The organism is Christiangramia sp. OXR-203 (assembly GCF_034372165.1).
Lineage (GTDB): Bacteria > Bacteroidota > Bacteroidia > Flavobacteriales > Flavobacteriaceae > Christiangramia.
Window position 1 is genome coordinate 26,537 of the sequence record NZ_CP139698.1, and the last position, 25,645, is coordinate 52,181.

At 39.9% G+C, this 25,645-nt stretch carries 31 protein-coding genes; 14 read left to right on the forward strand and 17 right to left on the reverse strand.

Features of this window, described 5'->3' with window-relative positions; translation table 11 throughout:
• Positions 1–8: 8 nt before the first annotated feature.
• Genes T8I65_RS00130 through T8I65_RS00150 form a run of 5 tightly spaced genes read left to right on the forward strand, consistent with a single transcriptional unit; the run spans position 9 to position 3,040 of the window.
• Entirely contained in the window at positions 9–509 is a 501-nt protein-coding gene (locus T8I65_RS00130) for a GNAT family N-acetyltransferase (protein ID WP_322301504.1), read from the forward strand.
• Positions 510–535: 26 nt separating this feature from the next.
• Positions 536–1,876, forward strand: coding sequence for an MATE family efflux transporter (locus T8I65_RS00135; RefSeq protein WP_322301505.1), 1,341 nt, complete (start codon positions 536–538; stop codon positions 1,874–1,876).
• A gap of 56 nt (positions 1,877–1,932) precedes the next feature.
• The gene (locus T8I65_RS00140; protein WP_322301506.1) at positions 1,933–2,700 is read left to right on the forward strand and encodes an enoyl-CoA hydratase/isomerase family protein; all 768 of its coding nucleotides are present in this window, start codon (positions 1,933–1,935) and stop codon (positions 2,698–2,700) included.
• Complete coding sequence (locus T8I65_RS00145; RefSeq protein ID WP_322301507.1) at positions 2,701–2,886, forward strand: hypothetical protein; 186 nt, start codon at positions 2,701–2,703, stop codon at positions 2,884–2,886. It begins immediately after the preceding gene.
• Positions 2,861–3,040 (forward strand): hypothetical protein, encoded by a 180-nt coding sequence (locus T8I65_RS00150; RefSeq protein WP_141876305.1) that lies wholly within the window; start codon positions 2,861–2,863, stop codon positions 3,038–3,040. The genes T8I65_RS00145 and T8I65_RS00150 overlap by 26 nt, the downstream gene beginning before the upstream one ends.
• 110 nt (positions 3,041–3,150) lie before the next feature.
• Here T8I65_RS00150 and T8I65_RS00155 read toward each other — a convergent pair whose 3' ends face one another.
• The gene (locus T8I65_RS00155) at positions 3,151–3,804 is read right to left on the reverse strand and encodes a 2OG-Fe(II) oxygenase (protein WP_322301508.1); all 654 of its coding nucleotides are present in this window, start codon (positions 3,802–3,804) and stop codon (positions 3,151–3,153) included.
• A 99-nt stretch (positions 3,805–3,903) separates the two neighbouring features.
• Here T8I65_RS00155 and T8I65_RS00160 point away from each other — a divergent pair, with 99 nt between their 5' ends.
• The gene (locus tag T8I65_RS00160; RefSeq protein ID WP_322301509.1) at positions 3,904–4,356 is read left to right on the forward strand and encodes a 6-carboxytetrahydropterin synthase; all 453 of its coding nucleotides are present in this window, start codon (positions 3,904–3,906) and stop codon (positions 4,354–4,356) included.
• A gap of 86 nt (positions 4,357–4,442) precedes the next feature.
• Here T8I65_RS00160 and T8I65_RS00165 read toward each other — a convergent pair whose 3' ends face one another.
• Complete coding sequence (locus T8I65_RS00165) at positions 4,443–4,814, reverse strand: hypothetical protein (RefSeq protein WP_322301510.1); 372 nt, start codon at positions 4,812–4,814, stop codon at positions 4,443–4,445.
• Positions 4,815–4,950: 136 nt separating this feature from the next.
• On the opposite strand from T8I65_RS00165, the gene T8I65_RS00170 reads away from it, so the two are divergent.
• Complete coding sequence (locus T8I65_RS00170) at positions 4,951–5,709, forward strand: UDP-2,3-diacylglucosamine diphosphatase (protein ID WP_322301511.1); 759 nt, start codon at positions 4,951–4,953, stop codon at positions 5,707–5,709.
• Here the strand turns inward: T8I65_RS00170 and recJ are convergent.
• From recJ to T8I65_RS00190, 4 genes are read right to left on the reverse strand one after another with little or no spacing between them, the layout of a single operon-like run.
• A complete protein-coding gene (gene recJ / locus T8I65_RS00175) occupies positions 5,706–7,406 on the reverse strand; it encodes a single-stranded-DNA-specific exonuclease RecJ (RefSeq protein ID WP_322301512.1) in 1,701 nt (566 codons plus the stop codon). The two genes, T8I65_RS00170 and recJ, sit on opposite strands and share 4 nt — an antisense overlap.
• Positions 7,407–7,460: 54 nt before the next feature.
• A complete protein-coding gene (locus tag T8I65_RS00180) occupies positions 7,461–8,030 on the reverse strand; it encodes a uracil-DNA glycosylase family protein (protein WP_322301513.1) in 570 nt (189 codons plus the stop codon).
• A 2-nt stretch (positions 8,031–8,032) separates the two neighbouring features.
• Positions 8,033–8,704: a 16S rRNA (cytidine(1402)-2'-O)-methyltransferase gene (rsmI, locus tag T8I65_RS00185; RefSeq protein WP_322301514.1), complete on the reverse strand. Its 672-nt coding sequence runs from the start codon at positions 8,702–8,704 to the stop codon at positions 8,033–8,035.
• Between the two features lie 6 nt (positions 8,705–8,710).
• Positions 8,711–9,499 carry a hypothetical protein gene (locus T8I65_RS00190; RefSeq protein ID WP_322301515.1) on the reverse strand — a complete coding sequence of 263 codons (789 nt, stop codon included), beginning with the start codon at positions 9,497–9,499 and terminating at the stop codon, positions 8,711–8,713.
• A 191-nt stretch (positions 9,500–9,690) separates the two neighbouring features.
• On the opposite strand from T8I65_RS00190, the gene T8I65_RS00195 reads away from it, so the two are divergent.
• The 5 genes from T8I65_RS00195 to T8I65_RS00215 all read left to right on the forward strand — a co-directional run bounded on the left by T8I65_RS00195 (position 9,691) and on the right by T8I65_RS00215 (position 15,342).
• On the forward strand, positions 9,691–10,335 hold the full coding sequence (locus T8I65_RS00195) for a thymidine kinase (protein WP_322301516.1): 645 nt from the start codon (positions 9,691–9,693) through the stop codon (positions 10,333–10,335).
• Positions 10,328–11,437 (forward strand): alanine racemase, encoded by a 1,110-nt coding sequence (gene alr / locus T8I65_RS00200; protein ID WP_322301517.1) that lies wholly within the window; start codon positions 10,328–10,330, stop codon positions 11,435–11,437. The genes T8I65_RS00195 and alr overlap by 8 nt, the downstream gene beginning before the upstream one ends.
• A 60-nt stretch (positions 11,438–11,497) precedes the next feature.
• Positions 11,498–11,920 carry a large conductance mechanosensitive channel protein MscL gene (gene mscL, locus T8I65_RS00205; RefSeq protein ID WP_322301518.1) on the forward strand — a complete coding sequence of 141 codons (423 nt, stop codon included), beginning with the start codon at positions 11,498–11,500 and terminating at the stop codon, positions 11,918–11,920.
• Between the two features lie 185 nt (positions 11,921–12,105).
• Positions 12,106–13,095 carry an aspartate-semialdehyde dehydrogenase gene (locus T8I65_RS00210; RefSeq protein ID WP_322301519.1) on the forward strand — a complete coding sequence of 330 codons (990 nt, stop codon included), beginning with the start codon at positions 12,106–12,108 and terminating at the stop codon, positions 13,093–13,095.
• Between the two features lie 90 nt (positions 13,096–13,185).
• On the forward strand, positions 13,186–15,342 hold the full coding sequence (locus tag T8I65_RS00215) for a prolyl oligopeptidase family serine peptidase (protein WP_322301520.1): 2,157 nt from the start codon (positions 13,186–13,188) through the stop codon (positions 15,340–15,342).
• A gap of 75 nt (positions 15,343–15,417) precedes the next feature.
• Here T8I65_RS00215 and T8I65_RS00220 read toward each other — a convergent pair whose 3' ends face one another.
• Positions 15,418–16,014 (reverse strand): HAD family hydrolase, encoded by a 597-nt coding sequence (locus T8I65_RS00220; protein ID WP_322301521.1) that lies wholly within the window; start codon positions 16,012–16,014, stop codon positions 15,418–15,420.
• A 104-nt stretch (positions 16,015–16,118) separates the two neighbouring features.
• Between T8I65_RS00220 and T8I65_RS00225 the strand changes: the two genes are divergently transcribed.
• Positions 16,119–17,084 carry an ABC transporter ATP-binding protein gene (locus T8I65_RS00225; RefSeq protein ID WP_322301522.1) on the forward strand — a complete coding sequence of 322 codons (966 nt, stop codon included), beginning with the start codon at positions 16,119–16,121 and terminating at the stop codon, positions 17,082–17,084.
• Here the strand turns inward: T8I65_RS00225 and T8I65_RS00230 are convergent.
• From T8I65_RS00230 to pdxA, 9 genes are all read right to left on the reverse strand, one after another.
• Positions 17,077–17,523: a transcription elongation factor gene (locus tag T8I65_RS00230; protein ID WP_322301523.1), complete on the reverse strand. Its 447-nt coding sequence runs from the start codon at positions 17,521–17,523 to the stop codon at positions 17,077–17,079. The genes T8I65_RS00225 and T8I65_RS00230 overlap by 8 nt on opposite strands.
• A 6-nt stretch (positions 17,524–17,529) precedes the next feature.
• Positions 17,530–18,201, reverse strand: coding sequence for a monofunctional biosynthetic peptidoglycan transglycosylase (gene mtgA / locus T8I65_RS00235; protein ID WP_322301524.1), 672 nt, complete (start codon positions 18,199–18,201; stop codon positions 17,530–17,532).
• Positions 18,198–19,319, reverse strand: a complete 1,122-nt coding sequence (locus T8I65_RS00240; RefSeq protein WP_322301525.1) for an FAD-dependent oxidoreductase — start codon at positions 19,317–19,319, stop codon at positions 18,198–18,200. The genes mtgA and T8I65_RS00240 overlap by 4 nt, the downstream gene beginning before the upstream one ends.
• Before the next feature lie 72 nt (positions 19,320–19,391).
• Positions 19,392–20,741, reverse strand: coding sequence for an acetyl-CoA carboxylase biotin carboxylase subunit (gene accC / locus T8I65_RS00245; protein ID WP_322301526.1), 1,350 nt, complete (start codon positions 20,739–20,741; stop codon positions 19,392–19,394).
• Between the two features lie 65 nt (positions 20,742–20,806).
• Entirely contained in the window at positions 20,807–21,310 is a 504-nt protein-coding gene (accB, locus tag T8I65_RS00250; protein ID WP_322301527.1) for an acetyl-CoA carboxylase biotin carboxyl carrier protein, read from the reverse strand.
• A 17-nt stretch (positions 21,311–21,327) separates the two neighbouring features.
• The gene (locus T8I65_RS00255; RefSeq protein ID WP_322301528.1) at positions 21,328–22,326 is read right to left on the reverse strand and encodes a beta-ketoacyl-ACP synthase III; all 999 of its coding nucleotides are present in this window, start codon (positions 22,324–22,326) and stop codon (positions 21,328–21,330) included.
• A gap of 180 nt (positions 22,327–22,506) precedes the next feature.
• On the reverse strand, positions 22,507–22,704 hold the full coding sequence (rpmF, locus tag T8I65_RS00260; protein ID WP_298529348.1) for a 50S ribosomal protein L32: 198 nt from the start codon (positions 22,702–22,704) through the stop codon (positions 22,507–22,509).
• Positions 22,705–22,717: 13 nt separating this feature from the next.
• Entirely contained in the window at positions 22,718–23,251 is a 534-nt protein-coding gene (locus tag T8I65_RS00265) for a YceD family protein (RefSeq protein WP_141876328.1), read from the reverse strand.
• A gap of 95 nt (positions 23,252–23,346) precedes the next feature.
• Entirely contained in the window at positions 23,347–24,393 is a 1,047-nt protein-coding gene (gene pdxA / locus T8I65_RS00270; RefSeq protein WP_322301529.1) for a 4-hydroxythreonine-4-phosphate dehydrogenase PdxA, read from the reverse strand.
• 61 nt (positions 24,394–24,454) lie between these two features.
• Between pdxA and T8I65_RS00275 the strand changes: the two genes are divergently transcribed.
• Positions 24,455–25,042 (forward strand): riboflavin synthase, encoded by a 588-nt coding sequence (locus tag T8I65_RS00275; RefSeq protein ID WP_322301530.1) that lies wholly within the window; start codon positions 24,455–24,457, stop codon positions 25,040–25,042.
• On the opposite strand, the gene T8I65_RS00280 is transcribed toward T8I65_RS00275, so the two are convergent.
• The gene (locus tag T8I65_RS00280; protein ID WP_322301531.1) at positions 25,039–25,335 is read right to left on the reverse strand and encodes a hypothetical protein; all 297 of its coding nucleotides are present in this window, start codon (positions 25,333–25,335) and stop codon (positions 25,039–25,041) included. The genes T8I65_RS00275 and T8I65_RS00280 overlap by 4 nt on opposite strands.
• Positions 25,336–25,645 lie beyond the last annotated feature (310 nt).

Below are 25,645 nucleotides of genomic sequence, written 5' to 3' on the forward strand. Positions count from 1 at the left end.
AGCAATAAATGATCAAAAGAGCTGAAAATAGCGACCTCCAGGAGATCAAAAAACTAACTGAAGCCTGTGCCGAAGCGATGATCGCACAGGGAATCTATCAATGGAATGAACACTATCCTTCCATCGAAAAATTACAGGCTGATGTTGAAAAGAAGGAACTATTCAAGCTAGTTTCAAAGGATGTCATTATGGGCATAATCGTCCTTACTCCGGTTAAGGATGAGGAGTATGATCCTATTAACTGGTTGAGCAAAACAGAGAATAACCTTTATGTTCACAGGCTGGCCACACATCCTGAACAGTGGGGTTCTGGATTAGGACAAGAGTTAATGGACTTTGCCGAAAACTTTGCCAGAGAAGAGAAGTATGAATCGGTAAGACTTGATACCTTCAGTTTAAATAAGCGGAATCATAAATTTTACGAAGCACGCGGATACAAGAGACTGGGTAATATCTATTTTCCGAAGCAAAGCGAAGCTCCTTTTTATTGTTACGAGTTGCTTTTGTAGTATAAAGGCTTCTATATTTGCTGAATATGGCCTCAAAACCGGGAAATTCTGTAAGTTTTGGTAATATTAATAAGATCGCGATCCCGGCGATCATAGCAGGTATCGCAGAACCTTTAATATCACTAACCGATATTGCAGTTATTGGAAATGTAGAAGAAAATTCCATAGAAGCCCTGGCCGCTGCAGGAATCGTAGGTTCTTTTCTTTCTGCCATCATCTGGATTGTAGCGCAAACCAAAACTGCGATCTCAGCAACCGTATCTCAGCATCTGGGAGCAAATCGCTTACATGCTGTCAAGACCCTTATTCCTCAAACTATCCTTTTTAATTTTCTGTTCAGCCTGGTGATTTATGCTACTACAGCGATCTTTGCTGAAGCGATCTTCAGCGCGTATAATGCTGATGGTCTAATTCTGCAGTATTCTGAAAGCTATTATAAGATCAGGGCACTGGGATATCCCCTAACACTGGTAACCTTCGCGATCTTCGGCGTTTTTAGAGGTTTACAGAACACCCTTTGGGCAATGAAATGCAGTCTAACCGGAGCAGCGGTGAATATAGTTCTGGACTATATTCTGGTTTATGGAATAAACGGGCTTGTACCGGCAATGCATCTTGAAGGTGCAGCGTATGCCAGTCTTGCTGCGCAGGCGACTATGCTTATCATGGCACTCTGGTTCTACTTCAGGAAAACCCCATTTCATTTGAAGTTAAGTCTAAAGATCAATCCGCAGATGAAACCCTTATTGCTTATGGCAGCAAACCTGTTCATAAGAACTGCTGCTCTTAATTTTGCCATCTATCTGGCAAACGCTTACGCGACAGATTATGGTAAGAACTATATAGCGGCGCAGAGCATTCTTATGAACATCTGGCTGTTCTTCAGCTTTTTTATAGATGGATATGCCAATGCTGGAAACGCGATCGGAGGAAAATTACTGGGCGCCAGAGATTATAAGAATTTATGGGAACTGAGTAAAAAAATAAGTAAGTATGCCGTACTTATAGCGCTCATTCTAATGGGAATTTGCTTTGCATTATATGATCAAATTGGCTTTTTATTCAATAAAGAAGCACCTGTACTCGCATTATTCTCTTCAGTTTTCTGGATAGTTTTGATCATGCAGCCCGTAAATGCAATTGCTTTTATGTTCGACGGAATCTTTAAAGGACTGGGAGAAGCAAAATATTTGCGAAATGTCTTACTGGTTGCAACTTTCCTTGGCTTCACTCCTGCACTTCTGCTCGCAGATCATTTTGGACTGAAACTCTATGCGATCTGGATCGCGTTCTTTGTATGGATGCTCATTCGAAGCAGTACTTTAGTTATATATTTCCGAAGAAAATATCTTCACAAAGAAGTCTAAAGACGATCAAGAGATATACTTAGAAATCTTATTTTTGAGTAAAATCGTTTTACATTATGAGTACCAACCGCGAGAACGGAAGTTTAATTACCAATATAGACCAGAAGATAGCAACACTGGAATTTGGCCACCCGGCCAGTAATTCTTTTCCGTCGGTTCTTCTGAAAAGACTGGAAGATGAGATTCACAGCCTTTCCGAAAATAAGGATGTAGCCGTGATCATTCTAAAATCTGAAGGTGAAAAAGCTTTTTGTGCCGGTGCATCTTTTGATGAACTTATCAATATCGATAATCTTGAAGATGGCAAGAAATTCTTTTCAGGTTTTGCAGGAGTAATTAATGCTATGAGAGTATGTAAAAAACTAATTGTAGGAAGAATTCATGGTAAAACAGTTGGTGGTGGTGTTGGACTTGCCGCTGCCTGTGATTATGCATTCGCTACGGAAGCTGCTTCGATTAAACTTTCAGAATTGAGTATTGGAATTGGTCCTTTTGTGATCGCTCCGGCAGTAGAAAGAAAAATGGGTACCGCTGCTTTGGCAGAACTCACTCTGGCTGCTCATGAATGGAAGAATGCATATTGGGCTAAAGAAAAAGGTTTATTCGCCCGTGTTTTTGAATCTACTAAAGACATGGATAAGGAAATATCACTATTTACTGAAAAGCTTGCTTCTTATAATCCTCAGGCACTTACTGAAATGAAACAGATCCTCTGGAAAGATACCGACCACTGGCCGCAACTTCTGGAAGAAAGAGCGGCTGTTTCTGGAGAACTGGTGCTTTCAGATTTTACAAAAAATGCGCTTTCAAAATTTAGAAAATAGATGAGTTCGATACAATCTATCAAGCCGGAAAAAGATGAAGCTTACGAGATGGGTTACACGATAGGAACTTTTCTTGGTGAGAATATCTATCTTTTAATTGCCCTGGTTATTGGATTGATCGCTGGAATATTCATGTGGAAATACGTTAAAAATACACCCGATGCAGGAACACCTCCCGAAAGATAAGGATCCAAATGAGTCCCAGGAATGGGGATGGACATTTCAGGAATTTATCACAGAAAACCTGTGGTATCTACTGGCAATACTATTTTTAATAGTCATATTCGTTTACGCACGTTACCGCTGGAGAGTTCGTAACAACCGAAAATACAAGAACTAATGGAACAGGATACCTGGGAATTTCTAAGCTTTTTAAGCGGAATGGGTTTTTGGATCCTTCTCGCCATTATTCTTATTGTGGTCGTGCTTTATAAGAAGTTTAGAAAGTAACTACCTCGTTTTTAACCAGCCCGTAATGCTCAGCCTTGGAACTTTGACAGTTTTCACTTCATGTTCCAGCTCCTGACTTTCAAAAATCACCATTCTACCAGGTAAAGGATAGATTTTTAACTCCTCTTCCTTGCCGTTGTTCGTAGTATAAATACTTAGTTCACCACCATTTTCAGGTGTCCAGTTTTCGTTATTCAGGTAACAAACCATGGACAATTTACGTCTCCCATCATTTTGAAAAGTATCAAGATGCCGCTTGTAGAAAGTTCCTTCCGGATATAGTGCATAATGAAATTCCTTATGGAGTATTCCCATAAAACATGTACGATTCAGGTATTGCAACAGATCATTGACCTTTTGAAAAAATATGGATTCTGCAGGTTCAGCTGTAGCTTCATTCATCCATAAAATAAAATCTCCCCGAACAGATCTTTCAATAAGCTCATTGGTTCTATTCCCAATTGCAGCTTTCTTGAATGCATCTTCCTTATGTTTGGCTATAAGCGTAGACCTAAGCAGGTCTACCTCCGCAGGATTAAAGAAACCATCTACAATACAATATTTTTGTTCTGCTATGTCAGTAATGATGGTTTCATAAAGCTCATTTAGCTCGAAATCTACCTGTTCAAATAACTCCTTTTCTTTAAGGATCATGTGCGAAAAATTTCGCAAATGTAAATTTTAATTCAATTCGTTGGTGTTAAAAATTTCGCCTTAAAAATTCCAATTATCTTTGCACAAAATAACTGCATAATGAGCAAGATTCGAATCACCAAACAATTTACTTTTGAAACCGGTCACGCCCTGTATGGATACGATGGCAAATGTCGCAACGTACATGGACATTCTTATAAACTTGGCGTCACAGTTATTGGCGAACCTATTACAGACCGAGAACATGTAAAATTGGGGATGGTGATCGATTTTGGGGATCTAAAAAAGATAGTAAAATCTGAGATCGTAGACCAGTTTGATCATGCGACCGTATTTAATAAGAATACTCCACATTTAGAGCTGGCAAAAGAGTTGAAATCACGTGGTCATCATGTGATCCTGGTCGATTATCAGCCAACAAGTGAGAATATGGTGATCGATTTTGCAGCCAAAATTTCCAAACATTTACCTGAACATATCAAGCTTCACTCTTTGAAATTGCAGGAAACTGAAACTTCGTTTGCAGAGTGGTATGCCAGTGATAATATCTAGGGCGCAACCCCTCGGGTCGGGCTATACGCTACAAGTCCCGTGAAAAACGGGAGCTTTTCGCTGCTATCCCTTGCGCAAAGCCTGAATTATGCTTTTTTCAATTCTCCAAGTTGCAAAGCTTGATCGTAATTGGCACTTACAGATTTTTTTAGACCAAGGATCTTAGCGCCATCTACTCGCTGTAGTGTTACAATGTTTTCACCTTCCTTATTCTGCGAGATCTTCACTACCTCAACCAGAGTGTTTTGAACCGACTTGTAATTCGCCACTCCACCTTTCTTCACAACGAAGTTAAGCTTTGGCATATTCAAGGCTGTGTACGTGGTATTCTCTGGGGACTGGATTAGAAGACGATCACCAATTTCCGGATTATTGTCAATATTTGTGGCATTTACCTGGTAACTCATTAAACCACAAAACGTTAAAAAAGCGATAGAAAATAGTTTCGTAAATTTCATATTAGCAATATTTATGGATTTAATCTCTAAATTAATAATTTCTGAGCTTCTGGCGGTGCGTTTTTAGAATGCTTTAAGTCTTCTATTAAAAAAGAAGTTTCAGTAGAATTTCTATCTTCGCCATAAGTTGTAAACCATGAAAGTTTCCCCAGGAAAAAAAATATATTTCGCCAGCGATAATCATCTTGGTGCACCTACTCAGGAAGAAAGCAGGCCTCGAGAAGCCAGGTTTGTGAAATGGCTAGATGAGATCAAAGAAGATGCAGAGGCAATTTTCCTTCTGGGAGACCTCTTTGATTTCTGGTTTGAATATAAACACGTGGTTCCAAAAGGCTTTGTTCGAACATTAGGTAAATTGGCCGAAATTAGAGATTCAGGGATTCCCATCTATTTTTTTGTAGGAAATCATGATCTATGGATGCAGGATTATTTTCAGAAGGAATTAAATATTCCAGTCTATCATAAACCCAAGGAGTTCGAATTCTCAGGAAAGAAATTCCTCGTGGGTCATGGAGATGGATTAGGACCCGGAGATCATGGCTATAAAAAAATGAAAAAGGTCTTTACCAATCCGCTTTCCAAATGGTTTTACCGCTGGCTACATCCTGATCTTGGGGTTCCCTTAGCTCAGTATTTTTCAGTAAAGAATAAAGCGATCTCAGGCGAAGAAGACATGAAGTTCTTAGGTGAGGAAAAAGAATGGCTTATACAATACTGCAGGCGTAAACTGGAGCAAAAAGACTATGATTACTTTCTTTTTGGCCACAGGCATTTACCTATGAAGATCGATCTTGACGGTAAGGCTACTTATATTAATACCGGTGATTGGATTAACCATTACACATTTGCGCAGTTCGACGGAAATGATCTTAAACTGGAAAAGCTGGTTTTCTAAATACTTTCTCGTATATCCTTCAGTCTAAGCTGAATCGTGGTATTACCATTCCAGGTATTTTCATCAAGACTAAAAACAGCGTCGAACTTTTTCCCCTGTTCTATCAAATTCAGTTTTTCGCCAAGGTTAAAGCCAATTACATCAAATTTTACGTTTGAGCCTTCCTGTTTTACCTGGCATTTCAGGTGAGTTTTATCTGCACCAACACATTTTCCGAAGCCAGTATCGGTTAAGTTCCGGGCAAGAAAAACAGGCGACATATTACCTGGCCCAAAAGGAGCGAATTGCTTCAGGATCCGGTAGAATTTTGGTGTAATGTCTTTCAGGTCTAATTCGGCATCTATGGCAATTTCTGGAGTAAGAAGCTGCCTGTCGATCGTTTGTGAAACTACCTCTTCAAACTTTCTTTTGAAATTATCATATTCGGCTTCCAGCAATGTCAACCCCGCTGCATACTTATGCCCACCAAATTGTTCGATATGTTCACTACAGGCTTCCAGGGCTTCGTAGACATCAAAACCTTTTACAGATCTTGCAGACGCCGCAAGACGTTCCCCGCTCTTTGTAAAAACAAGCGTTGGGCGATACCAGGTTTCGGTTAACCTGGAAGCTACGATTCCAATCACACCCTTGTGCCATTGCTCATCATAGACTACGGTGGTTAGTCGGTTTTCTTCCTGAAGATCCAGAATTTGCTGTTTCGCTTCTTCTGTAATACTTTTATCTGTACTTCGACGATCTGTATTATAAGTCTCTATTTCTTCAGCATAAGTTGCAGAGATAGCTTCATCTTCTTCAGTAAGCAGATTTACCGCATGCAAACCATGTTTCATTCTTCCCGCAGCATTAATCCTTGGAGCTACGATAAAAACAACATCTGTAATACTTACATTTTTACGTTCGCCAAGCAAACTCTGAATCCCTTTTCGGGGTGCAACATTGATCACATGCAAACCATGATAAGCGAGTATCCTGTTTTCGCCAGTGATGGGGACAATATCTGCTCCAATGGCCGTAGCTACCAGATCGAGGTAAGGAAGTAATGTTTCTTCAGGTTCGTTGTTCTTAATTGTGATCGCCTGAATTAGTTTAAAACCAACACCGCAGCCACATAGTTCGTCATAAGGATAATTGCAATCGCTCCTTTTTGGGTCAAGTACCGCTACAGCTTCTGGAATTTCATTGCCTGGACGGTGATGATCACAGATCACAAAATCAATTCCTTTTTTTCTGGCATAATCCACTTTATCGATCGCTTTGATTCCACAGTCTAAGGCAATAATGAGACTCACGTCATTATCTTCAGCATAATCTATTCCCTGGTAGGATACACCATAACCTTCAGCATACCTGTCTGGAATATAAGTGGTCACATTGGGATATCTGAACTTCAAAAAAGATGACATTAGCGCTACACTGGTAGTTCCATCTACATCATAATCTCCATAGACCATAATATTTTCTCCAGCTTCCATCGCCTGTTCTATCCTGGCTACTGCCCTGTCCATGTCCTTCATCAGGAAAGGATCGTGTAAACCATCTAACTGAGGTCTGAAAAATCTCTTTGCTTCTTCAAAGGTGGTAATTCCCCGCTGAACCAGTAATTTCGAAACTGCCAGTCCGGTTCCAAGCTTTTCGGCAAGAGCCTGTGCTGTGATAGGATCGGGTTTTGGCTTCAGGGTCCAGCGCGTCTTCATAGTCGTTCAAATTTCAGCCGAAAGTAATAAAATTCTACTTCTAATCTAAGCGACTTATTCTCCTATTATCACCCTTATCTTTTGCTGAAGTGCAGGAACTATGGCCGACTCGAATTCCGGATTTTTCATTCTCCAGAATCGGTTTACCGGGGAAGGATGCGGCAACGGCCAGTACTCTGGAAGGTATTGCTCATACTCATGAACTTTAGCCGTAAGATTATTGTTTTTTCCGAGGTAATAATTGGAAGCATAAGCACCAATAAGGATCTTCAACTTCACGTTTTTTAAATATTGAAGAACCTCCTCATGCCATAATGGAGCGCATTCTTTCCTGGGTGGCAGATCGCCGGTCTTTGCTTTCCCAGGATAGCAGAAACCCATCGGGAGGATAGCGAAATTGTCGTGATCGTAAAAAGTATTTTCATCAACTCCCAGCCATTCTCTTAGCTTTTTACCACTTTGATCGTTCCAGGCTACACCAGATTCGTGCACCACTCTTCCCGGCGCCTGACTAATAAGAATGATTTTAGAATTTGATGTTGCTTCAATGATGGGTCTTGACCCAAGTGGCAAATGTTCCTTGCAAACCTTGCAATCTCGTATGGTTGATAATAATTCTTCCAAGATCAGCCTTTTCCTGCAACTATGACCACCAACTCTCCTTTTGGCGGATTTTCGATATAATGTTTATGAACTTCAGGAATACTACCACGAACGGTTTCTTCATGCATTTTAGTGATCTCACGGGAGACGGAAACACGACGATCGTCACCAAAATATTCCTGAAAGTGGCTTAATGTCTTAAGTAATTTATGTGGTGATTCGTAAAAAATCATGGTGCGGGTTTCTTCAGCCAGAATTTTGAGTCTCGTTTGTCTACCTTTTTTCACCGGAAGAAATCCTTCAAATACAAATTTATCATTTGGAAGTCCGCTATTAACCAACGCCGGAACAAAGGCCGTAGCCCCGGGAAGGCAATCTACTTCAATACCAGCTTCTACGCAGGCCCGGGTTAATAAAAATCCAGGGTCTGAAATTGCCGGAGTTCCCGCATCACTAATAAGTGCGATAGTCTCTCCGGCTTTAATTCGTGAGACAATATGATCTACTGTCTTATGCTCATTATGCATGTGGTGACTCTGCATGGGAGTTTGAACTTCCAGGTGCTTCAGTAGTTTACCACTATTTCGGGTATCTTCAGCCAGAATAAGATCAACTTCCTTGAGAATACGGATCGCTCTCAATGTGATATCCTCGAGATTCCCAATTGGCGTGGGAACCAGGTATAATTTACCCATAATCGTTTATTTCCCGAACTTGTTCTGTATATGAGCTCTAAAACGCTCTTCGTATGCTTCTTTACCCTGCCAGTTATTATAATCTGGCTTTACAACCAGGTCTATGAATTTTGAAGCTTCTTCCAGGCTGGTAAAGGTATTTAGCTGAGATAGTACACGGTTATAATCTGCAGTATCTCCTCCAAAAAGATGTTTTATGTAGGCAAGACGCTCATTAAGGCCAATATTGATTCCTTTTTTCAGTCGGTCATTTAAGGACCTGGGTTTATCATTGGCTGGAACATGCTTTACCGGTTCAAAATCTGGCAAATTATCATAATCCACACCTATATTTCTGAAATCTTTCTTCTCCTCAACCTGTTGTGAATAGGGTGCCGAATTGGATACTTCTGGCGCATCGTTAATATGATTCATAAAAAGATCTACAGACTGACTTTCAGGCGGCATTTGCGCTACAATATCCTTGATCTTTTCAGTATTAGGTTCGGTGATCGCGTCTGAATCTTCATTGAATTCAGTGCCATCTGGATAAAATTCATCGTAGGCAGATAATTGTGCTGGAGGCTCAGGTAGATCTTTCACTTTAGGTTTAGGAGTAGCCTCTTCTTCCTGTTTTACCGCCTCTTTTTGCTGAGGAACTTCTTCGGAAAGATGTTTTTCAGTAAAAGCAAGAACAGTCAGTTTTTCATAGAGAAGTAAAGCATTTTCTTTCAGCTCCATCGTGTTGAAATTCCCTTTATTCTGAAGGATTTTTTCCGCGATCTCCGCCAGATCAGCCTCAATTTTCTTTTTCATCGGTTTAATTTTATATGTTTTCTATCGGTCAGAAGCAATTTGCAAATAATGATATTTATAGGTAGGCAAATTAGGTTACTACTCATTTCATAACTTTCAAGATTCGCCCCGTCTCCGGGTTGTATTTTTAATAAATTTGTTCCACCTTTATACGAAAGAGGTATTTCCCGTTTCGATTTGAAAAATACAAAATGTTTCTCGAAAATACAGTAAATCACGAAGAGCAATTTGGGTGGATTGAAGTTATTTGCGGGTCAATGTTTTCCGGAAAAACGGAAGAATTGATACGCCGACTCAAACGCGCAAAATTTGCAAAACAGAATGTTGAGATCTTCAAACCTGCGATTGATGTTAGGTATGACGAGGAAATGGTCGTATCTCATGATTCCAATGAAATAAGATCTACTCCTGTACCTTCCGCTTCCAATATCCGGTTACTTGCAGATGGTTGTGACGTAGTTGGGATCGATGAAGCACAATTCTTTGATGATGAAATCGTAACGGTTTGTAATGATCTTGCCAACCAGGGAATTAGAGTGATCGTGGCCGGCCTGGACATGGATTTTAAAGGAAATCCTTTTGGACCTATGCCCAATTTAATGGCCACTGCAGAGTACGTTACGAAAGTGCATGCTGTTTGTACCAGAACTGGAAATCTTGCCCAGTTCAGCTATCGTAAAGCTATTAATGATGACCTGGTTTTTCTAGGCGAAAATGAAGAATATGAACCATTAAGTCGTGCTGCTTACTACAAGGCTATGCTGCGGGAGCGAGTGAAAAAGCTTGATGTGAATGTCGAAGAATTGAATGCTAAAAAAACCGAAGAAAATGCCTGAAGCCAAAGAGACGGTTCTTGAGATTGATCTTGGAGCACTGGCACATAATTACAGATATTTAAGAGCAAAGATCGATGATGGAGTAAAGTTCCTGTCTGTAGTAAAAGCTTTTGCCTATGGGAATGATTCAGTTGTCATTGCCAGAAAACTGGAAGAACTTGGCACCGATTATTTTGCGGTTGCCTATGTGGAAGAAGGAATTCATCTTCGTAAAAACGGGATCACCAAACCTATTCTGGTATTACACCCACAATTCACACATTTCGAAGATATTATCGAGCATTGTCTCGAGCCTAATTTATACAGCGAAAAAATTCTACGTTCTTTTGTAAAGACTGCTGAAGCTAAAAATCAAAAGAATTACCCTGTTCATATCAAGCTGAATACAGGTTTGAACAGGCTTGGTTTTGATCATCCAGAGATTGGAACTATCAAGGAAATCATTGGTAGTACTTCCAGCCTGAAGATCGCTTCTGTTTTTTCCCATCTCGCCGCAAGTGAGGACTGGAAAGAACGTGAATTTACGGTAGGACAGATCGACCTTTTCAGGAAAATGACCTGGGAATTAATTGCCGACCTGGACTATGAACCAATACTCCATATTTGCAATACTTCTGGCGTGATCAATTACCCGAAGTCGGCTTTTAGTATGGTGCGCAGCGGGATTGGCTTATATGGCTATGGAAATGATAAAAATATCGATCCTGAACTAAGACCAATTTCTACGCTTAAAACGATCATTTCCCAGATTAGAAGTCTCGACAAAGGGGATACGGTAGGTTACAACCGCGCGTTTAAAGTGGAGAAACCTACTCGCATCGCAACACTGCCTTTGGGTCATGCTGATGGGATCAACAGGATCTACGGAAAAGGAAAAGCCGGAGTCTATATAAATGGTGAATATGCTCCTATCGCTGGTAATGTATGTATGGATATTATCATGGTAGATGTGACCAATATTTCATGTGAAGAAGGTGATGAAGTAATCGTTTTTGGAGGACCTCAGCATCCAGTGAAATTTGCTGAAGCTGGAGGCACTATTTCTTATGAATTGATCACCGGAATACAACGCAGAGTCACACGAATTGTAATACCCGAATAACAAATCTTAAAAATTTAAGAAAATTTTATACATTTGGAAATCAACTAACAACTATAATTCATGAGTTTTTTTTCAGATTTTAAAGCATTCCTACTTAAGAAGGATATCGTAGCACTGGCTACTGCAGTAATTATTGGAGCTGCTTTTAACAAAGTTATCTCTTCTGTTGTTGCAGATATTTTCATGCCCATTATTGGATTACTCACCGGTGGAGCAGATCTAACCCAGCAATTTATTTCTCTGGATGGTGTAGAATACGAAAGTCTCGAAGCTGCGATTGAAGCTGAAGCTGCAATTCTTACCTACGGTAATTTGATACAGGCAATTATTTACTTTATTATCGTTGGTCTGTTTATATTTATATTCCTGAGAGCTTACGAAAAGACAAAGAAGAAAGAAGAAGCTGCAGCTCCTGCTGGACCATCAAAGGAAGAAGTTTTACTTACTGAGATTCGTGACGAACTAAGAAAGAAGAATATTTAAGACGTACGCTTACCGCTACATTACTCATTCTCAAACTAAACCCCTGGCGAAAACCAGGGGTCTTTTTTTAACAATAATCTGAAATTGGTTCAATTTTTTATAATTCCTGAAATTTTTGATAGCGAAGCATTCATAATAATTTCCAAGCGATAACTTTGCAATTCACTTTTTAAAGTAAGTAAATTATGAAAGTAGCTGTAGTTGGAGCAACCGGGATGGTAGGAAGCGTAATGCTTAAAGTACTGGAAGAACGTAATTTTCCACTTACCGAACTTATTCCTGTAGCTTCTGAAAGATCTGTAGGTAAGAAATTAGCCTATAATGGTAAAGATTTCGAAGTAGTAAGCCTTGAAACCGCAGTTTCCATGAAACCGGAAGTAGCCATATTCTCAGCTGGTGGAGACACTTCATTAGAATGGGCTCCAAAATTTGCTTCCGCAGGAACAACCGTGATCGATAATTCTTCAGCATGGAGAATGAATCCAAAGCACAAACTTATCATTCCCGAGATCAATGCTAACCTCCTTTCAGAAGAAGATAAGATCATTGCGAATCCTAACTGTTCTACAATACAGTTATTAATGGCCTTAAAACCATTGCATGATGCTTATAATATCAAGCGAGTGGTTGTTTCAACCTACCAGTCCATCACTGGAACTGGCGTGAAAGCTGTGCAACAGCTGGAGAACGAGTATGCCGGCAAAAAAGAAGAAATGGCTTATCCTTATCCAATTCATAAAAATGCGTTGCCACATTGCGACGTATTCCAGGAAAATGGATACACCAAAGAGGAAATGAAGTTAACGAACGAAACCAAGAAAATTCTCGGTGATGATTCTGTAAACGTGACAGCAACCGCGATTAGAATTCCGGTAGTTGGAGGACATTCAGAATCGGTGAATATCGAGTTTCATAAAGATTTTGAGGAAGCAGATGTTCGAAAGATCCTGAGTGATTTTCCAGGAATCACCGTTCAGGATAACCCGGAATTGAATACTTATCCTATGCCCATTTATGCGGAAGGAAAAGATGATGTTTTTGTAGGTAGAATTCGAAGGGATCATTCCCAGCCAAATACATTAAATATGTGGATCGTTGCTGACAACCTCCGTAAAGGTGCAGCGACAAATGCAGTGCAGATCGCAGAATATTTACTAGAGCAGAAACTACTCTAATCCACAATTTTAAAATTTTACTTAAAAGCCTGAAACTCTACAGATTCAGGCTTTTTTATTCTTATTTTAGGTGTCTAAACTAAGAATTGTATGAAGAAAATCTATTCAGGCATTATTGGGCTGGGGTTAGTTGCCGGCTCACTAAGTGCACAAAGTCAAAACCAAAGCAAATTGAACTATCCTGAAACCAAGAAAGTTGATACAGTAACCGATTATTTTGGAACCGAGGTTAAAGATCCATATCGCTGGCTGGAGGATGATCGTAGCGAGGAAACCGAGAACTGGGTAAAAAGACAGAATGAGGTAACTTTCGATTACCTTGAGAACATTCCGTACAGAAATAAACTTAAGGAACGTCTTACCAAGTTATGGGATTATGAAAAATTGAGCGCTCCTTTTACTGAAGGCGGAAAGATCTATTTCTTTAAAAACGACGGACTTCAGAATCAAAGTGTTCTTTATCGCCGTGAATCAGAAGAAGCTGAAGCAAAAGTATTTTTAGATCCGAATAAATTCAGTGAAGATGGTACTACCTCACTTGCAGCAATGAGTTTTTCCGAAGATGGAAAAAAGCTAGCCTATGCTATTTCTGAAGGTGGAAGCGACTGGAGAAAAATCATTTTAATGAATGCTGATGATAAGAAGATTCTTGGCGATACGATCAAGGATGTAAAGTTCAGCGGAGTTTCATGGAAAGGCAATGAAGGTTTTTACTACTCTAGCTTTGATAAGCCTGATGGAAGTGAACTTTCAGCGAAGACAGATCAGCATAAATTATATTACCATAAACTGGGAACGCCACAAAGTGACGACCAGATCATCTTCGGAAATTCTGAAGCACAAAAACGCCGTTATGTAGGAGGAAGTGTTACTGAAGATAACCGTTACCTGATCATTTCAGCACGTAATTCAACTTCTGGAGGGGAACTCTATATAATGGACCTTCAGAAGGAATCTCCGGAACTGGTTACAATATTAGACAATCAGGATACAGATTCTTATGTGATCGAAAATGATGGTAGCAAATTATTTATCGTGACCAATCTTGACGCTCCAAACAAGAAGATCGTGACCGTTGACGCGAGCGATCCAGGTCCGGAAAACTGGGAAGATTTTATCCCAGAAACCGAGCATGTATTAAGTCCTTCAACCGGAGGTGGTTATTTCTTTACGGAGTATATGGTGGATGCCATTTCAAAAGTGAAGCAATACGATTACGACGGGAAACTTGTGCGTGAAATTGAACTTCCAGGTGTAGGTTCTGCCGGAGGTTTTGGAGCAAAGAAAGACAAAGATGTACTTTACTACAGCTTTACAAATTACGTGACTCCGGGTACTATTTATAAGTATGATATTGAAAATGGCACTTCTGAAGTTTACAATAAACCAAACATAGATTTTGATCCGGAGCAGTTTACCAGCGAACAGGTATTCTATGAATCAAAGGATGGTACAAAGATCCCAATGATCATTACCTACAAGAAGGGAACTCAGCTTAACGGAAAGAATCCAACGATCCTATATGGTTATGGAGGATTTGATGTGAGCCTGACTCCAGGTTTTAGCACTGCGATGAGCGTGTGGCTGGAGCAAGGTGGTGTTTATGCTGTTCCTAACCTTCGAGGTGGTGGTGAATATGGAAAAGCATGGCATGATGCAGGTACAAAGCTTAAAAAGCAGAATGTATTCGATGATTTCATTGCTGCTGCAGAATACCTGATCGACAATGATTATACTTCCAGCGATTATCTTGCTGTAAGAGGTGGTTCTAACGGTGGATTGCTAGTAGGTGCAACTATGACTCAGCGACCTGACCTTATGAAAGTAGCATTGCCTGCTGTTGGAGTAATGGACATGTTAAGATATCATACCTTTACTGCGGGTGCAGGTTGGGCGTATGATTATGGTACTTCGGAAGATAACAAAGAAATGTTCCAGTATCTTTATAACTATTCTCCAGTGCATAGCGTTGAAGCAGGTACTGAATATCCTGCGACACTGGTTACAACTGGAGATCATGACGACCGTGTAGTACCTGCACATTCTTTTAAATTTGCTGCTGAACTACAGGATAAGCAAGAAGGAACTAATCCTACGCTTATTAGAATTGAGACCAATGCCGGTCATGGTGCCGGAAAACCAACCAGTAAGATTATTGAAGAATATGCAGATATCTTCGGTTTTACATTATATAATATGGGTTTTGAAGCACTTCCAAATGAACTGAAAGAGATTACTAAAGATTAATATTGTTGATCATCTGGATCACAAAAAAAGCGCGGCTCTTTAGCCGTGCTTTTTTTTGTTGTATTTCAGCAAGCTCTAGTTTACCTGTTTTAACTCTCCAGACTCTTCATCTACCAGAAACCCTTTTTCAGCTTTATGCAGGATCTCTTCATCATCATCTGAGTAAGCTTCCAGCAATTCATACTCTCCAAGCGCTTCGTCTAAACGTCTTATTTTCTCTGCATCGTTACAAGCCTTGCCTTCAATAGTATAATTACCATTTTTATAAGTTGTTCTTGTTCCAAGTACCTGAACAGGGAGAATTTGTTCCAGGTATTTCGTATAGATTTCGAATCCACCGGTAACCACAAACACCTTGATACCCTGCTCATCAAATTTCTGAATATCTTCCAGCATTTTATTTCTGAAGAATTCCGGGTATTCCAGGTTCCAGAATTGCTCTGCATACTTGTTCACCGTTTCAGGATCCAGGTTTTTGAGATAATCGTAAAAGTTCTCTTTGAAATCAGTTTTGCTCACAAGCCGCATGTTTCCCAGCATTTTTAACCATCCAAGCTGGGCAAGTCTTATCAACTTATACCCATTTTTATAACATACAAATTTGAAAAATTCATCTTTGGAAGATTTTTGATATAAGGTCTTATTAAGATCGTAAACGACTATTTTTTGCATTCGATGATTCAATTCTAATTTATGTTCTTTAGCTTTAAAATAAGTTACGCAAATAGCTATTTATGGAAACTTATATTATGATAATTTCAACAAGAATTTAACCTATGCTTCAGCTTAAGAATGTCTCCTTCGCCTATGATACTGAGCCTGTATTGAAAAATATCAATATGAACATTAAACCGGCTGAGAACATTTCGATCATTGGTGAAAGTGGCTGTGGTAAAAGCACCTTGCTAAAACTCATCTACGGACTCTTACATACAGAAGGAAAGATCATTTGGAAGGACAAAGAGCTTCTAGGTCCTAATTTCAACCTGGTTCCCGGGGAAGATTTTATTAAATATCTCGCTCAGGATTTTGATTTGATGTTACCGCTAAGCGCTGCTGATAATGTGGGGAAATATCTGAGTAATTTTTATCCTGTCAAGAAAACACGCCGAATCAAAGAATTGCTGGAGGTTGTAGAAATGACCGATCTTGCTGATAAAAAAGCGAAATTATTAAGTGGCGGGCAGCAGCAAAGAATTGCCTTGGCTCGTGCATTGGCGAAGGAACCAGAAATTCTGTTACTCGATGAACCTTTTAGCCATATAGATCACTTCAGAAAAAATAAGTTGAGAAGAAAGCTTTTTGCTTACCTGAAGGAGCAGAATATTACCTGTATCATTGCCACACACGATAGTACCGATGCGCTGGCTTTTGCCGATAGGACTTTTGTTCTCAAAAACTCAAGGATCTATGCTCAGGGAACTCCCCGGGAGTTATATGAACATCCGCAAAATCATTATGTCGCCAGCCTGTTTGGAGACGTAAATCATATTCCCATAAAGTTGCTGAAAATAGATCATGACAGTAATGACAAAGTAGTGGTCTATCCTCATGAATTAAAGATCACACAATCTGGTACCGAAGCTACAGTAAGGAAATCATATTTTAAAGGAGAGGTTTTCCTGGTTGAAGTTTCAGCAGGAAATAGATCTATACTAATAGATCACCATGAAGAATTAATAGCTGGCGAAAAGATTTGTTTTAAAGTGAAGGATGGGGTGTTGGAAGGCCGAATTAAATAATCTTTTTAATAAGCACCTCCTGCTGATTAAAAGTATAGCTGTCATTCTCAGTTTTTCCAAGCATGGCGGTAGCAACTGGAGCTTTGCTACCTATCGCATAGAATTTTGTATCCTCAACAATTAATTCTCCCGCTGGAATAGAAATGAAATAATTTGCATTTTCAGTAAAAATGATACTACCGGCTTTTACGATGTTAGAGTCGGTCTGTACATTAATCCGCTTTATAACAGACTTCATTTGTTCATACTGCTGTAATTGATTGCTGAGTTTGTTCCATTCAATGTTGATCATTTCTCGGCCCGTCTCAAACTTGTCTCCGGCACTACTCTTGGATTCATTCTCAAGATCCTGTTTTAATCCCTGCATCGCATTATGCAAAGCGGTTGTTTTTTGCTGAATAAAATCCTCACATTTATCTAGCAATTCTTGTTTAAGCATTTCCATTTAGTCTAAGCTGAGTTTACCAAGATTTTGCATCTGTCTTACGATCCAGTTCTTTCTGTTTGCGATAAAAGAAGACGCCGGACTTGCGCGATATACCCTTGGATTTGGTAAAACAGCAGCAATGGCCGCAGCTTCATACGCACCGAGGTTTACCGCATCCTTACCAAACCAATGTAATGATGCAGCTTGCGCGCCATAGACTCCTTTACCCATTTCAATACTATTCAGATAGACTTCCAGAATTCGTTCTTTGCCCCATATAATTTCGATCAAGAATGTAAAATATGCTTCCAGACCTTTCCGAAACCAGGTTCTTCCCGGGTACAGGAAAACGTTTTTCGCGGTTTGTTGTGAAATTGTGCTTGCTCCGCGAATCTTTCTTCCATTGCGATTATCTTCCATAGCTTCCTTGATCGCTTTAAAATCGAAGCCACTATGAGAAGGGAAATTCTGGTCTTCGCTTGCGATAACTGCTTTTTGGAGATGGCCTGAAATTTCATTTATTGCTACCCAATCGTGCTGAATATCTTCCTCTGGATTTTCAAAGTAACGTATCACCATTAAAGGCGTGAAAGGAACTGGCACCCATTTGTAGATCACAACGATAGCAATACTAAACAGGAACAGTCCAAGAAGTATCTTAAAGATGAAACTAAAAAATTTTCTAATCATGAATTCAATGTTATTTCGGCCAGGTCTCTACCAACCAGGCTACCAATTGCGACCCCCATTCCGCCAAGGCGAACTCCACAGCTTACATTTCTGGAAAGTGACTTCATTATTGGTTGCCTTGAGGATCCAATTCCCATGATCCCACTCCACCTTCTGTCTATTTCGAACTTGGTCTCAGGCAAGATACAGGTTTTCAATAAGTGCTCAAGTTTGTTCTGGACAAGACTGGTTGTGCCCATTTGTTCAGTCTCTTCAGCTTCGTAATCCAGGTTACGACCACCGCCAATAAGGACACGACTTCCAATATTTCGAAAATAGTAATAGCCTCTGTCCAGATGAAAAGTGCCTTTGAGATTTAAATTCTTGATAGGTTTGGTGATCAACACCTGTGCACGGGCAGGTTTCACATCTTCAAGTCCAAGGCTGGATGCAAACCCATTGGTGGCGATCAATAATTTTTTAGCTGAAATTTGAAACTTATCTGTTTCGATCCGGACGGAATGTTCTTCATCGAAAAATGAATTTACTTTGATACCGCTGAGCACCTGTATATTTTCAGAAGATACTTTCTTCAATAGTGTCTGCATCATCTTACCGGTGTCAATCTGGCCCTCAAACTGATTAACAATAAGTCTCGGCATGATATTACTAAAGCCAAAGGAATTGGAAGTTTCCTTAAAAACGGACTCTCCAAAGACCGGTTTCAGAATTTTATTAATTCCTGGAATAGCCTCCACACTGCGCTGGTACAATTCTTCATCTGCTATGGTAAAAAGCTCGTATCCTCCATTCTGTTGAAAATCGATCTGTGTGTCACCCAGATTCTTCCGAAGAAGTGATAGTCCGTTACGACGTTTTTCTACTAGTTCAACCACTTCGTCTTCAGATAAAGTTTTGAGATCATCAAGGATTTCAGATATACTTCCGAAGCAGGCAAACCCGGCGTTTTTGGTGCTAGCTCCTTCTGGAAGTAGCCCTTTCTCGAGAATGAGAATTTTGGCCGCTGGTCTTGATCTTCTTAGCTGCAAACCACAGTTTAAACCCGTGATACCACTGCCTATAATACAATAGTCGACATTATTGATCCAGGATTCGTGTTCCCAGAAGGAAAGATTCATGTTCGTTTTCAGTTTCAGGTCAAATTACAAAAAGTAGCGCATAAAAAACCCCGGAAGTTCCGGGGTTAATTTTTATTCTTCCAGAGGTTTCATCTTAAAATCCTCCATGAATTTAGTAGTATAATTACCTTCAATATAATCTGGATGATCCATCAACTGGCGGTGGAATGGAATCGTGGTTTTCACACCTTCGATCACAAACTCGTCCAGCGCACGTTTCATTTTATTGATCGCTTCCTCTCTTGTTTGAGCGGTCGTGATCAATTTCGCGATCATAGAATCATAATTTGGAGGGATCACGTAACCACTATAAACGTGGGTATCGATACGAACTCCATGACCTCCCGGTGCGTGAAGATTGGTGATCTTCCCCGGTGATGGTCTAAAGTTATGATACGGGTCTTCTGCATTGATTCTACACTCGATAGAATGCAACTGCGGAGTATAATTTTTACCTGAAATTGGCACTCCAGAAGCTACAAGGATCTGCTCACGAATAAGATCGTAATCGATCACCTGCTCTGTAATTGGGTGCTCAACCTGGATACGCGTATTCATTTCCATAAAATAGAAATTTCTATGCTTATCTACCAGGAATTCAACAGTACCCGCACCTTCATATTTAATATATTCAGCAGCTTTTACCGCAGCATCACCCATTTTCTTACGTAGCGTATCTGTCATGAATGGTGATGGAGTTTCTTCAGTAAGTTTCTGATGACGTCGTTGAACGGAACAATCTCTTTCAGAAAGATGACAGGCTTTACCGCTACTGTCTCCTACGATCTGGATCTCAATATGGCGTGGCTCCTCAATAAGCTTTTCCATATACATCCCATCATTACCAAATGATGCTGCTGCTTCTTTACGGGCAGATTCCCACGCTGGTTCCAGCTCTTCCTCTTTCCAGATAGCTCGCATCCCTTTACCTCCACCTCCGGCAGTTGCCTTCAGCATCACAGGATAGCCAATTTCCTTGGCTAGTTCTTTACATTCTTGAAAATCCTCGATAATACCTTCAGATCCAGGAACACAAGGAACACCAGCCGCTCTCATGGTAGCTTTTGCTGTTGCTTTATCTCCCATTTTGCTGATCATCTCCGGTGAAGCTCCAATGAATTTGATATCATGTTCTTCACAGATCTTGGAAAATTTAGCATTTTCAGAAAGAAAACCGTAGCCCGGGTGGATCGCATCAGCATTGGTGATCTCTGCCGCAGCAATGATATTAGAAATCTTTAGATAGGAAAGGTTACTTGGTGCTGGTCCAATACAAACCGCTTCATCTGCAAATCTAACGTGTAGACTTTCAGCATCTGCAGTAGAGTAAACTGCTACCGTTTTTATTCCCATTTCCTTACAGGTACGAATCACACGAAGTGCGATTTCTCCCCTGTTTGCAATCAATATTTTTTTAAACATACCTAGTTGCTTTTAAAGTTCTGAAGCCCATAAATGGGCTTTCAGGTGTTAAAATGGGCAGTAATTTATGACGGATCTACCAGGTAAAGTGGCTGATCGAATTCTACAGGAGATGAATCATCTACCAGTACTTTTACGATCTTTCCAGATACTTCACTTTCGATCTCGTTGAAAAGTTTCATTGCTTCAATGATACAAAGCACATCACCTTCTTTAACAGAGTCTCCAACCTCAACAAATGTTGGCTTGTCTGGAGATGGCTTTCTGTAGAATGTCCCGATTATAGGAGATTTTACAGTGATATATTTAGAATCATCATCTGCAGTTTTCTTGTCTTCAGCGGCTGGAGCAGCTTCCTGAGGAGCAGCCTGTTGAGCCGGAGCCTGCTGTTGAGCTGGCATTTGCTGAAGTTGTTGTCCTCCCATAGGAACCTGTTGTACTATGGTAGTTTCCTTATCGTCTGAACCTGTTTTAATTGTGATCTTTACATCACCTGTTTCAAGTTTAACCTCACTTGCGCCAGATTTAGCCACAAATTTAATCAGATTCTGAATTTCCTTTAAATCCATAATATTGGTGTTGGTTTTTATGAGTTATAAGCCCATTTAAGGTAAGTAGCTCCCCAAGTGAAGCCACCTCCGAAAGAGGCAAATATTAAATTATCTCCTTTTTTAAATTGTTTTTCGTAATCACTGAGTAACAAAGGTAATGTAGCAGCAGTTGTATTTCCATACCTCTCTATATTCATTAATACCTTGCTCTCATCTGTAAGGTTCATTCTCTTGGCAGTCGCATCTACTATACGCTTGTTGGCCTGGTGTGCCACCAGCCAATCTACATCTTTATTTGTAAGATTGTTTTTCTCCATAATCTGCGCACTTACTTCTGCCATGTTTGAAACCGCAAACTTAAATACAGTCTTTCCATCCTGCTGGACGTAATGAAGTTTTTTAGCAACAGTTTCTTCAGAAGGTGGTAATAGAGATCCGCCCGCAGCGATCTTGAGGGAATTACGTCCTATAGAATCACATCTAAGTAATTCATCCTGTAATCCAAGACCTTCAAAATTAGGTTCCATTAGCACAGCTCCGGCTCCATCACCAAAGATAATACAGGTTGTTCTATCTGTATAATCAAGTATAGAGGACATCTTATCTGCACCAATGACCAGAACTTTCTTATATCTTCCAGATTCTATGTAGGCCGCTCCCGTAGACATTCCATAAAGGAAACTAGAGCATGCCGCCTGCAGATCGTAGCCAAAAGCATTAACGGCACCAATCTCAGAAGCCACATGAACGGCTGTTGCCGCTACTGGCATATCTGGAGATACTGTCCCTAAAATGATTAAGTCTATTTCTGCCGGGTCAAGATTTGTCTTATTGATCAAATTTTTGGCTGCCTCTACGGCTAGGTAAGAAGTTCCCTTAGAGGGATCTTTGAGTATTCTTCTTTCTTTAATTCCTGTCCTGCTGAGGATCCACTCATCTGTGGTATCCACCAATTCTTCCAACATTTTGTTGGTCAAAATATCTTCAGGTACATAAGCACCTACAGCCGTAATCGCTGCTGTGATTTTGCTCATAAATTTGGATTTAATTCACCCTTCATCGGCAGGAAATATAATATCTTCATTCTTAGAAAATTACTAAATATTAATCAAACCGGCGTGCAAATTAAGGTCTTTTTGGGACTTAATCAACTAAAAACAAAAAACTCCCACAACGTGAGAGTTTCCTGTAATTCTTAAAGCTCTAAGACTTTACTAAGCCTCTACTTCTTCTGTGTTATCGATTAAGATCTGACCACGGTAGTAAAGTTTACCTTCGTGCCAGTGAGCTCTGTGATACAAGTGTGCTTCACCCGTTACAGCGTCTACAGCAACTTTTGGAGCTGAAGCTTTATAATGTGTTCTTCTCTTATCTCTTCTGGTTTTCGAGATTTTTCTCTTTGGATGTGCCATGGCTTCCTATTAATTATTCGTTTAATAAATTTTTTAATTTGTCCCAGCGAGGATCAATATCATCCTCATTTCTCTTTTTCTGACTTTTCAAACTGTGTTCTTCCAACTTATCAAGTACATCAGATTCCAATGTGCCGTCTTCAACACCCGGATGAATTCTTTTTGCAGGTACACCAAGTACCACCAGCTCATAAATATATTGCTGAATATTTACCTCATATTCTCCATGGGGAATAATAAGTAGATCTTCATCCTCATTGTTGAATTCATCGCCAAACTTGATCACCAGAAAAAGGGTGTTCTCTATTGGTTGATCGTAAGGCTCGTTGGTAAGATCACAATTAACATTCACTGTTCCCCCTGCGTTGAAAGTAAGCTCCATCATGGTGCTTTTCTTCTCAAACAGCAGGTCGATCTTAACATCTGCACTGTTGAATTCCTCGTACTCAAAATGTTCAAAGAACCTGTTATCTAACTCATACTCAAACTGGTGCTTCCCAAGCTTTAATCCCTTGAATGGAATCGTAAACTCCGCTAAATTCCTCATCTCTCCTCAGTTTTGAGTGCCTCACGTTTCCGTTAAGGCGGGTGCAAAGATATAAAAATTAATGAATTATGCTCTTTTTATAAACAAATTTTTGTTTATATCTTCCTACCTTGTTTCTTTAATGGATTTTCTGTGAGCACCTTATATTCTTCACGAGCTTTATAGATCTCGATCCCTTTGAATACAGCCTCTTTAAAAGAATTAATATTTGCCTCGTTCTTCCCAGCGATATCAAAACCAGTTCCATGATCTGGGGAAGTTCTAACCTTTTCCAATCCTGCGGTAAAGTTCACCCCTCTTCCAAAGGATAACGTTTTAAAAGGGATCAAACCCTGGTCATGATAAGAAGCCACCACGGCATCAAAATTCTTGTAATTTTTTGATCCGAAGAAACTATCTGCGGAATAAGGACCAAATACCAACTGTCCCTTATCTCTCAGTTTTTGAATCGTAGGCTTCAAAGTTTCCTCGTCTTCTTTCCCGATGACACCATTATCACCGCTATGAGGGTTAATTCCCAGCACAGCGATCTTAGGTTTCTGAACCCTGAAATCCTGTTTTAAGGTCTTACTGATGGTATTGATCTTTGATTCTATGAGTTCCGGAGTTATGACGGAAGCAATATCTTTCAACGCAACATGATCTGTAAGTAAACCAACCTTCAGATTATCTGTGATCATGAACATTAAGCTTTCACCTCCAAGTTCCCTGGCTAAATAATCTGTATGTCCCGGAAACTTAAAATCTTCAGACTGGATAGTCGACTTATTAATAGGCGCAGTGACCAGCACATCGATCTTATCATTTTTTAATGCTGAAGTGGCGGCAGCAAGAGATTTGAATGCAAAACTACCAATCTCATTATCTTCTTCACCAAACTTGATATTCACATTCTCCTTCCAGACATTCATCACATTGATCTTTCCATCAATTGCCTTAGAAGGATCGTCGATCCCCTGAAAGTTCAATGAGAGCTTGTAATGTTTTTTAAGAAAATTGATGATCTTAGAAGATGCGAATATAATAGGAGTACAGAATTCCAGCATTCTAGCATCATCGAAAGTCTTCAGTACGATCTCACTCCCAATTCCATTCAGATCTCCAATGCTAATCCCTAGTTTGATCATTTCCTCCTGTTTCATAAACTTTCCCGATATAATATTTTAATTTTACACACAAATGTAACCATTATTATAGAATAGCATGTTCACAGGGATCGTAGAAGAAATAGGAAAAATTGTAGCTGTAGAGAAGTCGGAAGGCAATGTGAATCTTACGATTTCTGCGGAAATGACTCCGGAATTAAAGATAGACCAAAGTGTTTCTCATAATGGTGTATGTCTTACAGTGGTTTCTATTGAAGGAAATATGTATACTGTTACCGCGGTTCAGGAGACCTTGAACAAGACAAGTATAGGAAATCTGAAGACTGGAGATGCTGTCAACCTGGAACGCGGCATGAAACTAGGTGCTCGACTTGATGGGCATATAGTACAGGGACATGTTGACCAGACGGCCATCTGTAAAGAAGTAAAAGAAACGGAAGGTAGCTGGCTTTACACCTTTGAGTACGACCCATCGGTTGGAAATCTTACGATAGAAAAAGGATCTATTACTGTTAACGGAGTAAGTCTTACCGTTGTGAACAGCAAGGCGACAGAATTTTCTGTAGCGATCATTCCTTATACTTATGAGCATACGAATTTTAAAGATCTGCAAAAAGGAGATACAGTAAATCTTGAGTTTGATGTAATCGGGAAATATGTGAAGCGAATCACCGAGCTTTCCTAAGCAAGATCAAATTTTCTAAGCTGGTAACATCCAACGACCAGACCTGCACCCATCAAAATATAAACATAATCGTCTATAGGAAGGCAAAGTCCAACTGGTGGAGGAACACCATTTCCATTTCCATTACCGCCGGGACCGTTCCCGTTCCCATTACCAGGATCACACGGAGGACCTTTACGTCCATTACCATTGTCCTGAGCCATAGGTTCTGGAGGTGACATCTGAGTATAGGCCGATGTGGCTATTCCAAAGAATAAACCTAAGCTAAGCAGCAAAATTCTCAAACGGCTCATAATTAAAAGTATAACACCCAAAGCTTCAGGTTGCTAACCTGAAAACACATACTATTAAATGAACGATATGTCATTTGTTAGCGAGTGAATTTCTGAAATATTTACGTAAATACGTAAAGATCAGTTTAGAATTAAAAAATCATTCGCGCATCACTCTGAATAACAGAGATATAAAAACTCCCTGTCCCTTCAAAAATAGGCAATAAAAGCCTTTATAGCAATAGGCTCCGTCTATATTTTAATTTCGGGGTAGAACTTCTACTTAAGCAACACCGGGAATTCCTGTAAGTGAGTTCTGCCTTATGAACTA

Coding starts and splice junctions, on each gene's coding strand:
- T8I65_RS00130 (WP_322301504.1), top strand. CDS start 9: ATGATCAAAAGAGCTGAAAATAGCGACCTCCAGGAGATCAAAAAACTA.
- T8I65_RS00135 (WP_322301505.1), top strand. CDS start 536: ATGGCCTCAAAACCGGGAAATTCTGTAAGTTTTGGTAATATTAATAAG.
- T8I65_RS00140 (WP_322301506.1), top strand. CDS start 1,933: ATGAGTACCAACCGCGAGAACGGAAGTTTAATTACCAATATAGACCAG.
- T8I65_RS00145 (WP_322301507.1), top strand. CDS start 2,701: ATGAGTTCGATACAATCTATCAAGCCGGAAAAAGATGAAGCTTACGAG.
- T8I65_RS00150 (WP_141876305.1), top strand. CDS start 2,861: ATGCAGGAACACCTCCCGAAAGATAAGGATCCAAATGAGTCCCAGGAA.
- T8I65_RS00155 (WP_322301508.1), bottom strand. CDS start 3,804: ATGATCCTTAAAGAAAAGGAGTTATTTGAACAGGTAGATTTCGAGCTA.
- T8I65_RS00160 (WP_322301509.1), top strand. CDS start 3,904: ATGAGCAAGATTCGAATCACCAAACAATTTACTTTTGAAACCGGTCAC.
- T8I65_RS00165 (WP_322301510.1), bottom strand. CDS start 4,814: ATGAAATTTACGAAACTATTTTCTATCGCTTTTTTAACGTTTTGTGGT.
- T8I65_RS00170 (WP_322301511.1), top strand. CDS start 4,951: ATGAAAGTTTCCCCAGGAAAAAAAATATATTTCGCCAGCGATAATCAT.
- recJ (WP_322301512.1), bottom strand. CDS start 7,406: ATGAAGACGCGCTGGACCCTGAAGCCAAAACCCGATCCTATCACAGCA.
- rsmI (WP_322301514.1), bottom strand. CDS start 8,704: ATGGGTAAATTATACCTGGTTCCCACGCCAATTGGGAATCTCGAGGAT.
- T8I65_RS00190 (WP_322301515.1), bottom strand. CDS start 9,499: ATGAAAAAGAAAATTGAGGCTGATCTGGCGGAGATCGCGGAAAAAATC.
- T8I65_RS00195 (WP_322301516.1), top strand. CDS start 9,691: ATGTTTCTCGAAAATACAGTAAATCACGAAGAGCAATTTGGGTGGATT.
- alr (WP_322301517.1), top strand. CDS start 10,328: ATGCCTGAAGCCAAAGAGACGGTTCTTGAGATTGATCTTGGAGCACTG.
- mscL (WP_322301518.1), top strand. CDS start 11,498: ATGAGTTTTTTTTCAGATTTTAAAGCATTCCTACTTAAGAAGGATATC.
- T8I65_RS00210 (WP_322301519.1), top strand. CDS start 12,106: ATGAAAGTAGCTGTAGTTGGAGCAACCGGGATGGTAGGAAGCGTAATG.
- T8I65_RS00215 (WP_322301520.1), top strand. CDS start 13,186: ATGAAGAAAATCTATTCAGGCATTATTGGGCTGGGGTTAGTTGCCGGC.
- T8I65_RS00220 (WP_322301521.1), bottom strand. CDS start 16,014: ATGCAAAAAATAGTCGTTTACGATCTTAATAAGACCTTATATCAAAAA.
- T8I65_RS00225 (WP_322301522.1), top strand. CDS start 16,119: ATGCTTCAGCTTAAGAATGTCTCCTTCGCCTATGATACTGAGCCTGTA.
- T8I65_RS00230 (WP_322301523.1), bottom strand. CDS start 17,523: ATGCTTAAACAAGAATTGCTAGATAAATGTGAGGATTTTATTCAGCAA.
- mtgA (WP_322301524.1), bottom strand. CDS start 18,201: ATGATTAGAAAATTTTTTAGTTTCATCTTTAAGATACTTCTTGGACTG.
- T8I65_RS00240 (WP_322301525.1), bottom strand. CDS start 19,319: ATGAATCTTTCCTTCTGGGAACACGAATCCTGGATCAATAATGTCGAC.
- accC (WP_322301526.1), bottom strand. CDS start 20,741: ATGTTTAAAAAAATATTGATTGCAAACAGGGGAGAAATCGCACTTCGT.
- accB (WP_322301527.1), bottom strand. CDS start 21,310: ATGGATTTAAAGGAAATTCAGAATCTGATTAAATTTGTGGCTAAATCT.
- T8I65_RS00255 (WP_322301528.1), bottom strand. CDS start 22,326: ATGAGCAAAATCACAGCAGCGATTACGGCTGTAGGTGCTTATGTACCT.
- rpmF (WP_298529348.1), bottom strand. CDS start 22,704: ATGGCACATCCAAAGAGAAAAATCTCGAAAACCAGAAGAGATAAGAGA.
- T8I65_RS00265 (WP_141876328.1), bottom strand. CDS start 23,251: ATGAGGAATTTAGCGGAGTTTACGATTCCATTCAAGGGATTAAAGCTT.
- pdxA (WP_322301529.1), bottom strand. CDS start 24,393: ATGAAACAGGAGGAAATGATCAAACTAGGGATTAGCATTGGAGATCTG.
- T8I65_RS00275 (WP_322301530.1), top strand. CDS start 24,455: ATGTTCACAGGGATCGTAGAAGAAATAGGAAAAATTGTAGCTGTAGAG.
- T8I65_RS00280 (WP_322301531.1), bottom strand. CDS start 25,335: ATGAGCCGTTTGAGAATTTTGCTGCTTAGCTTAGGTTTATTCTTTGGA.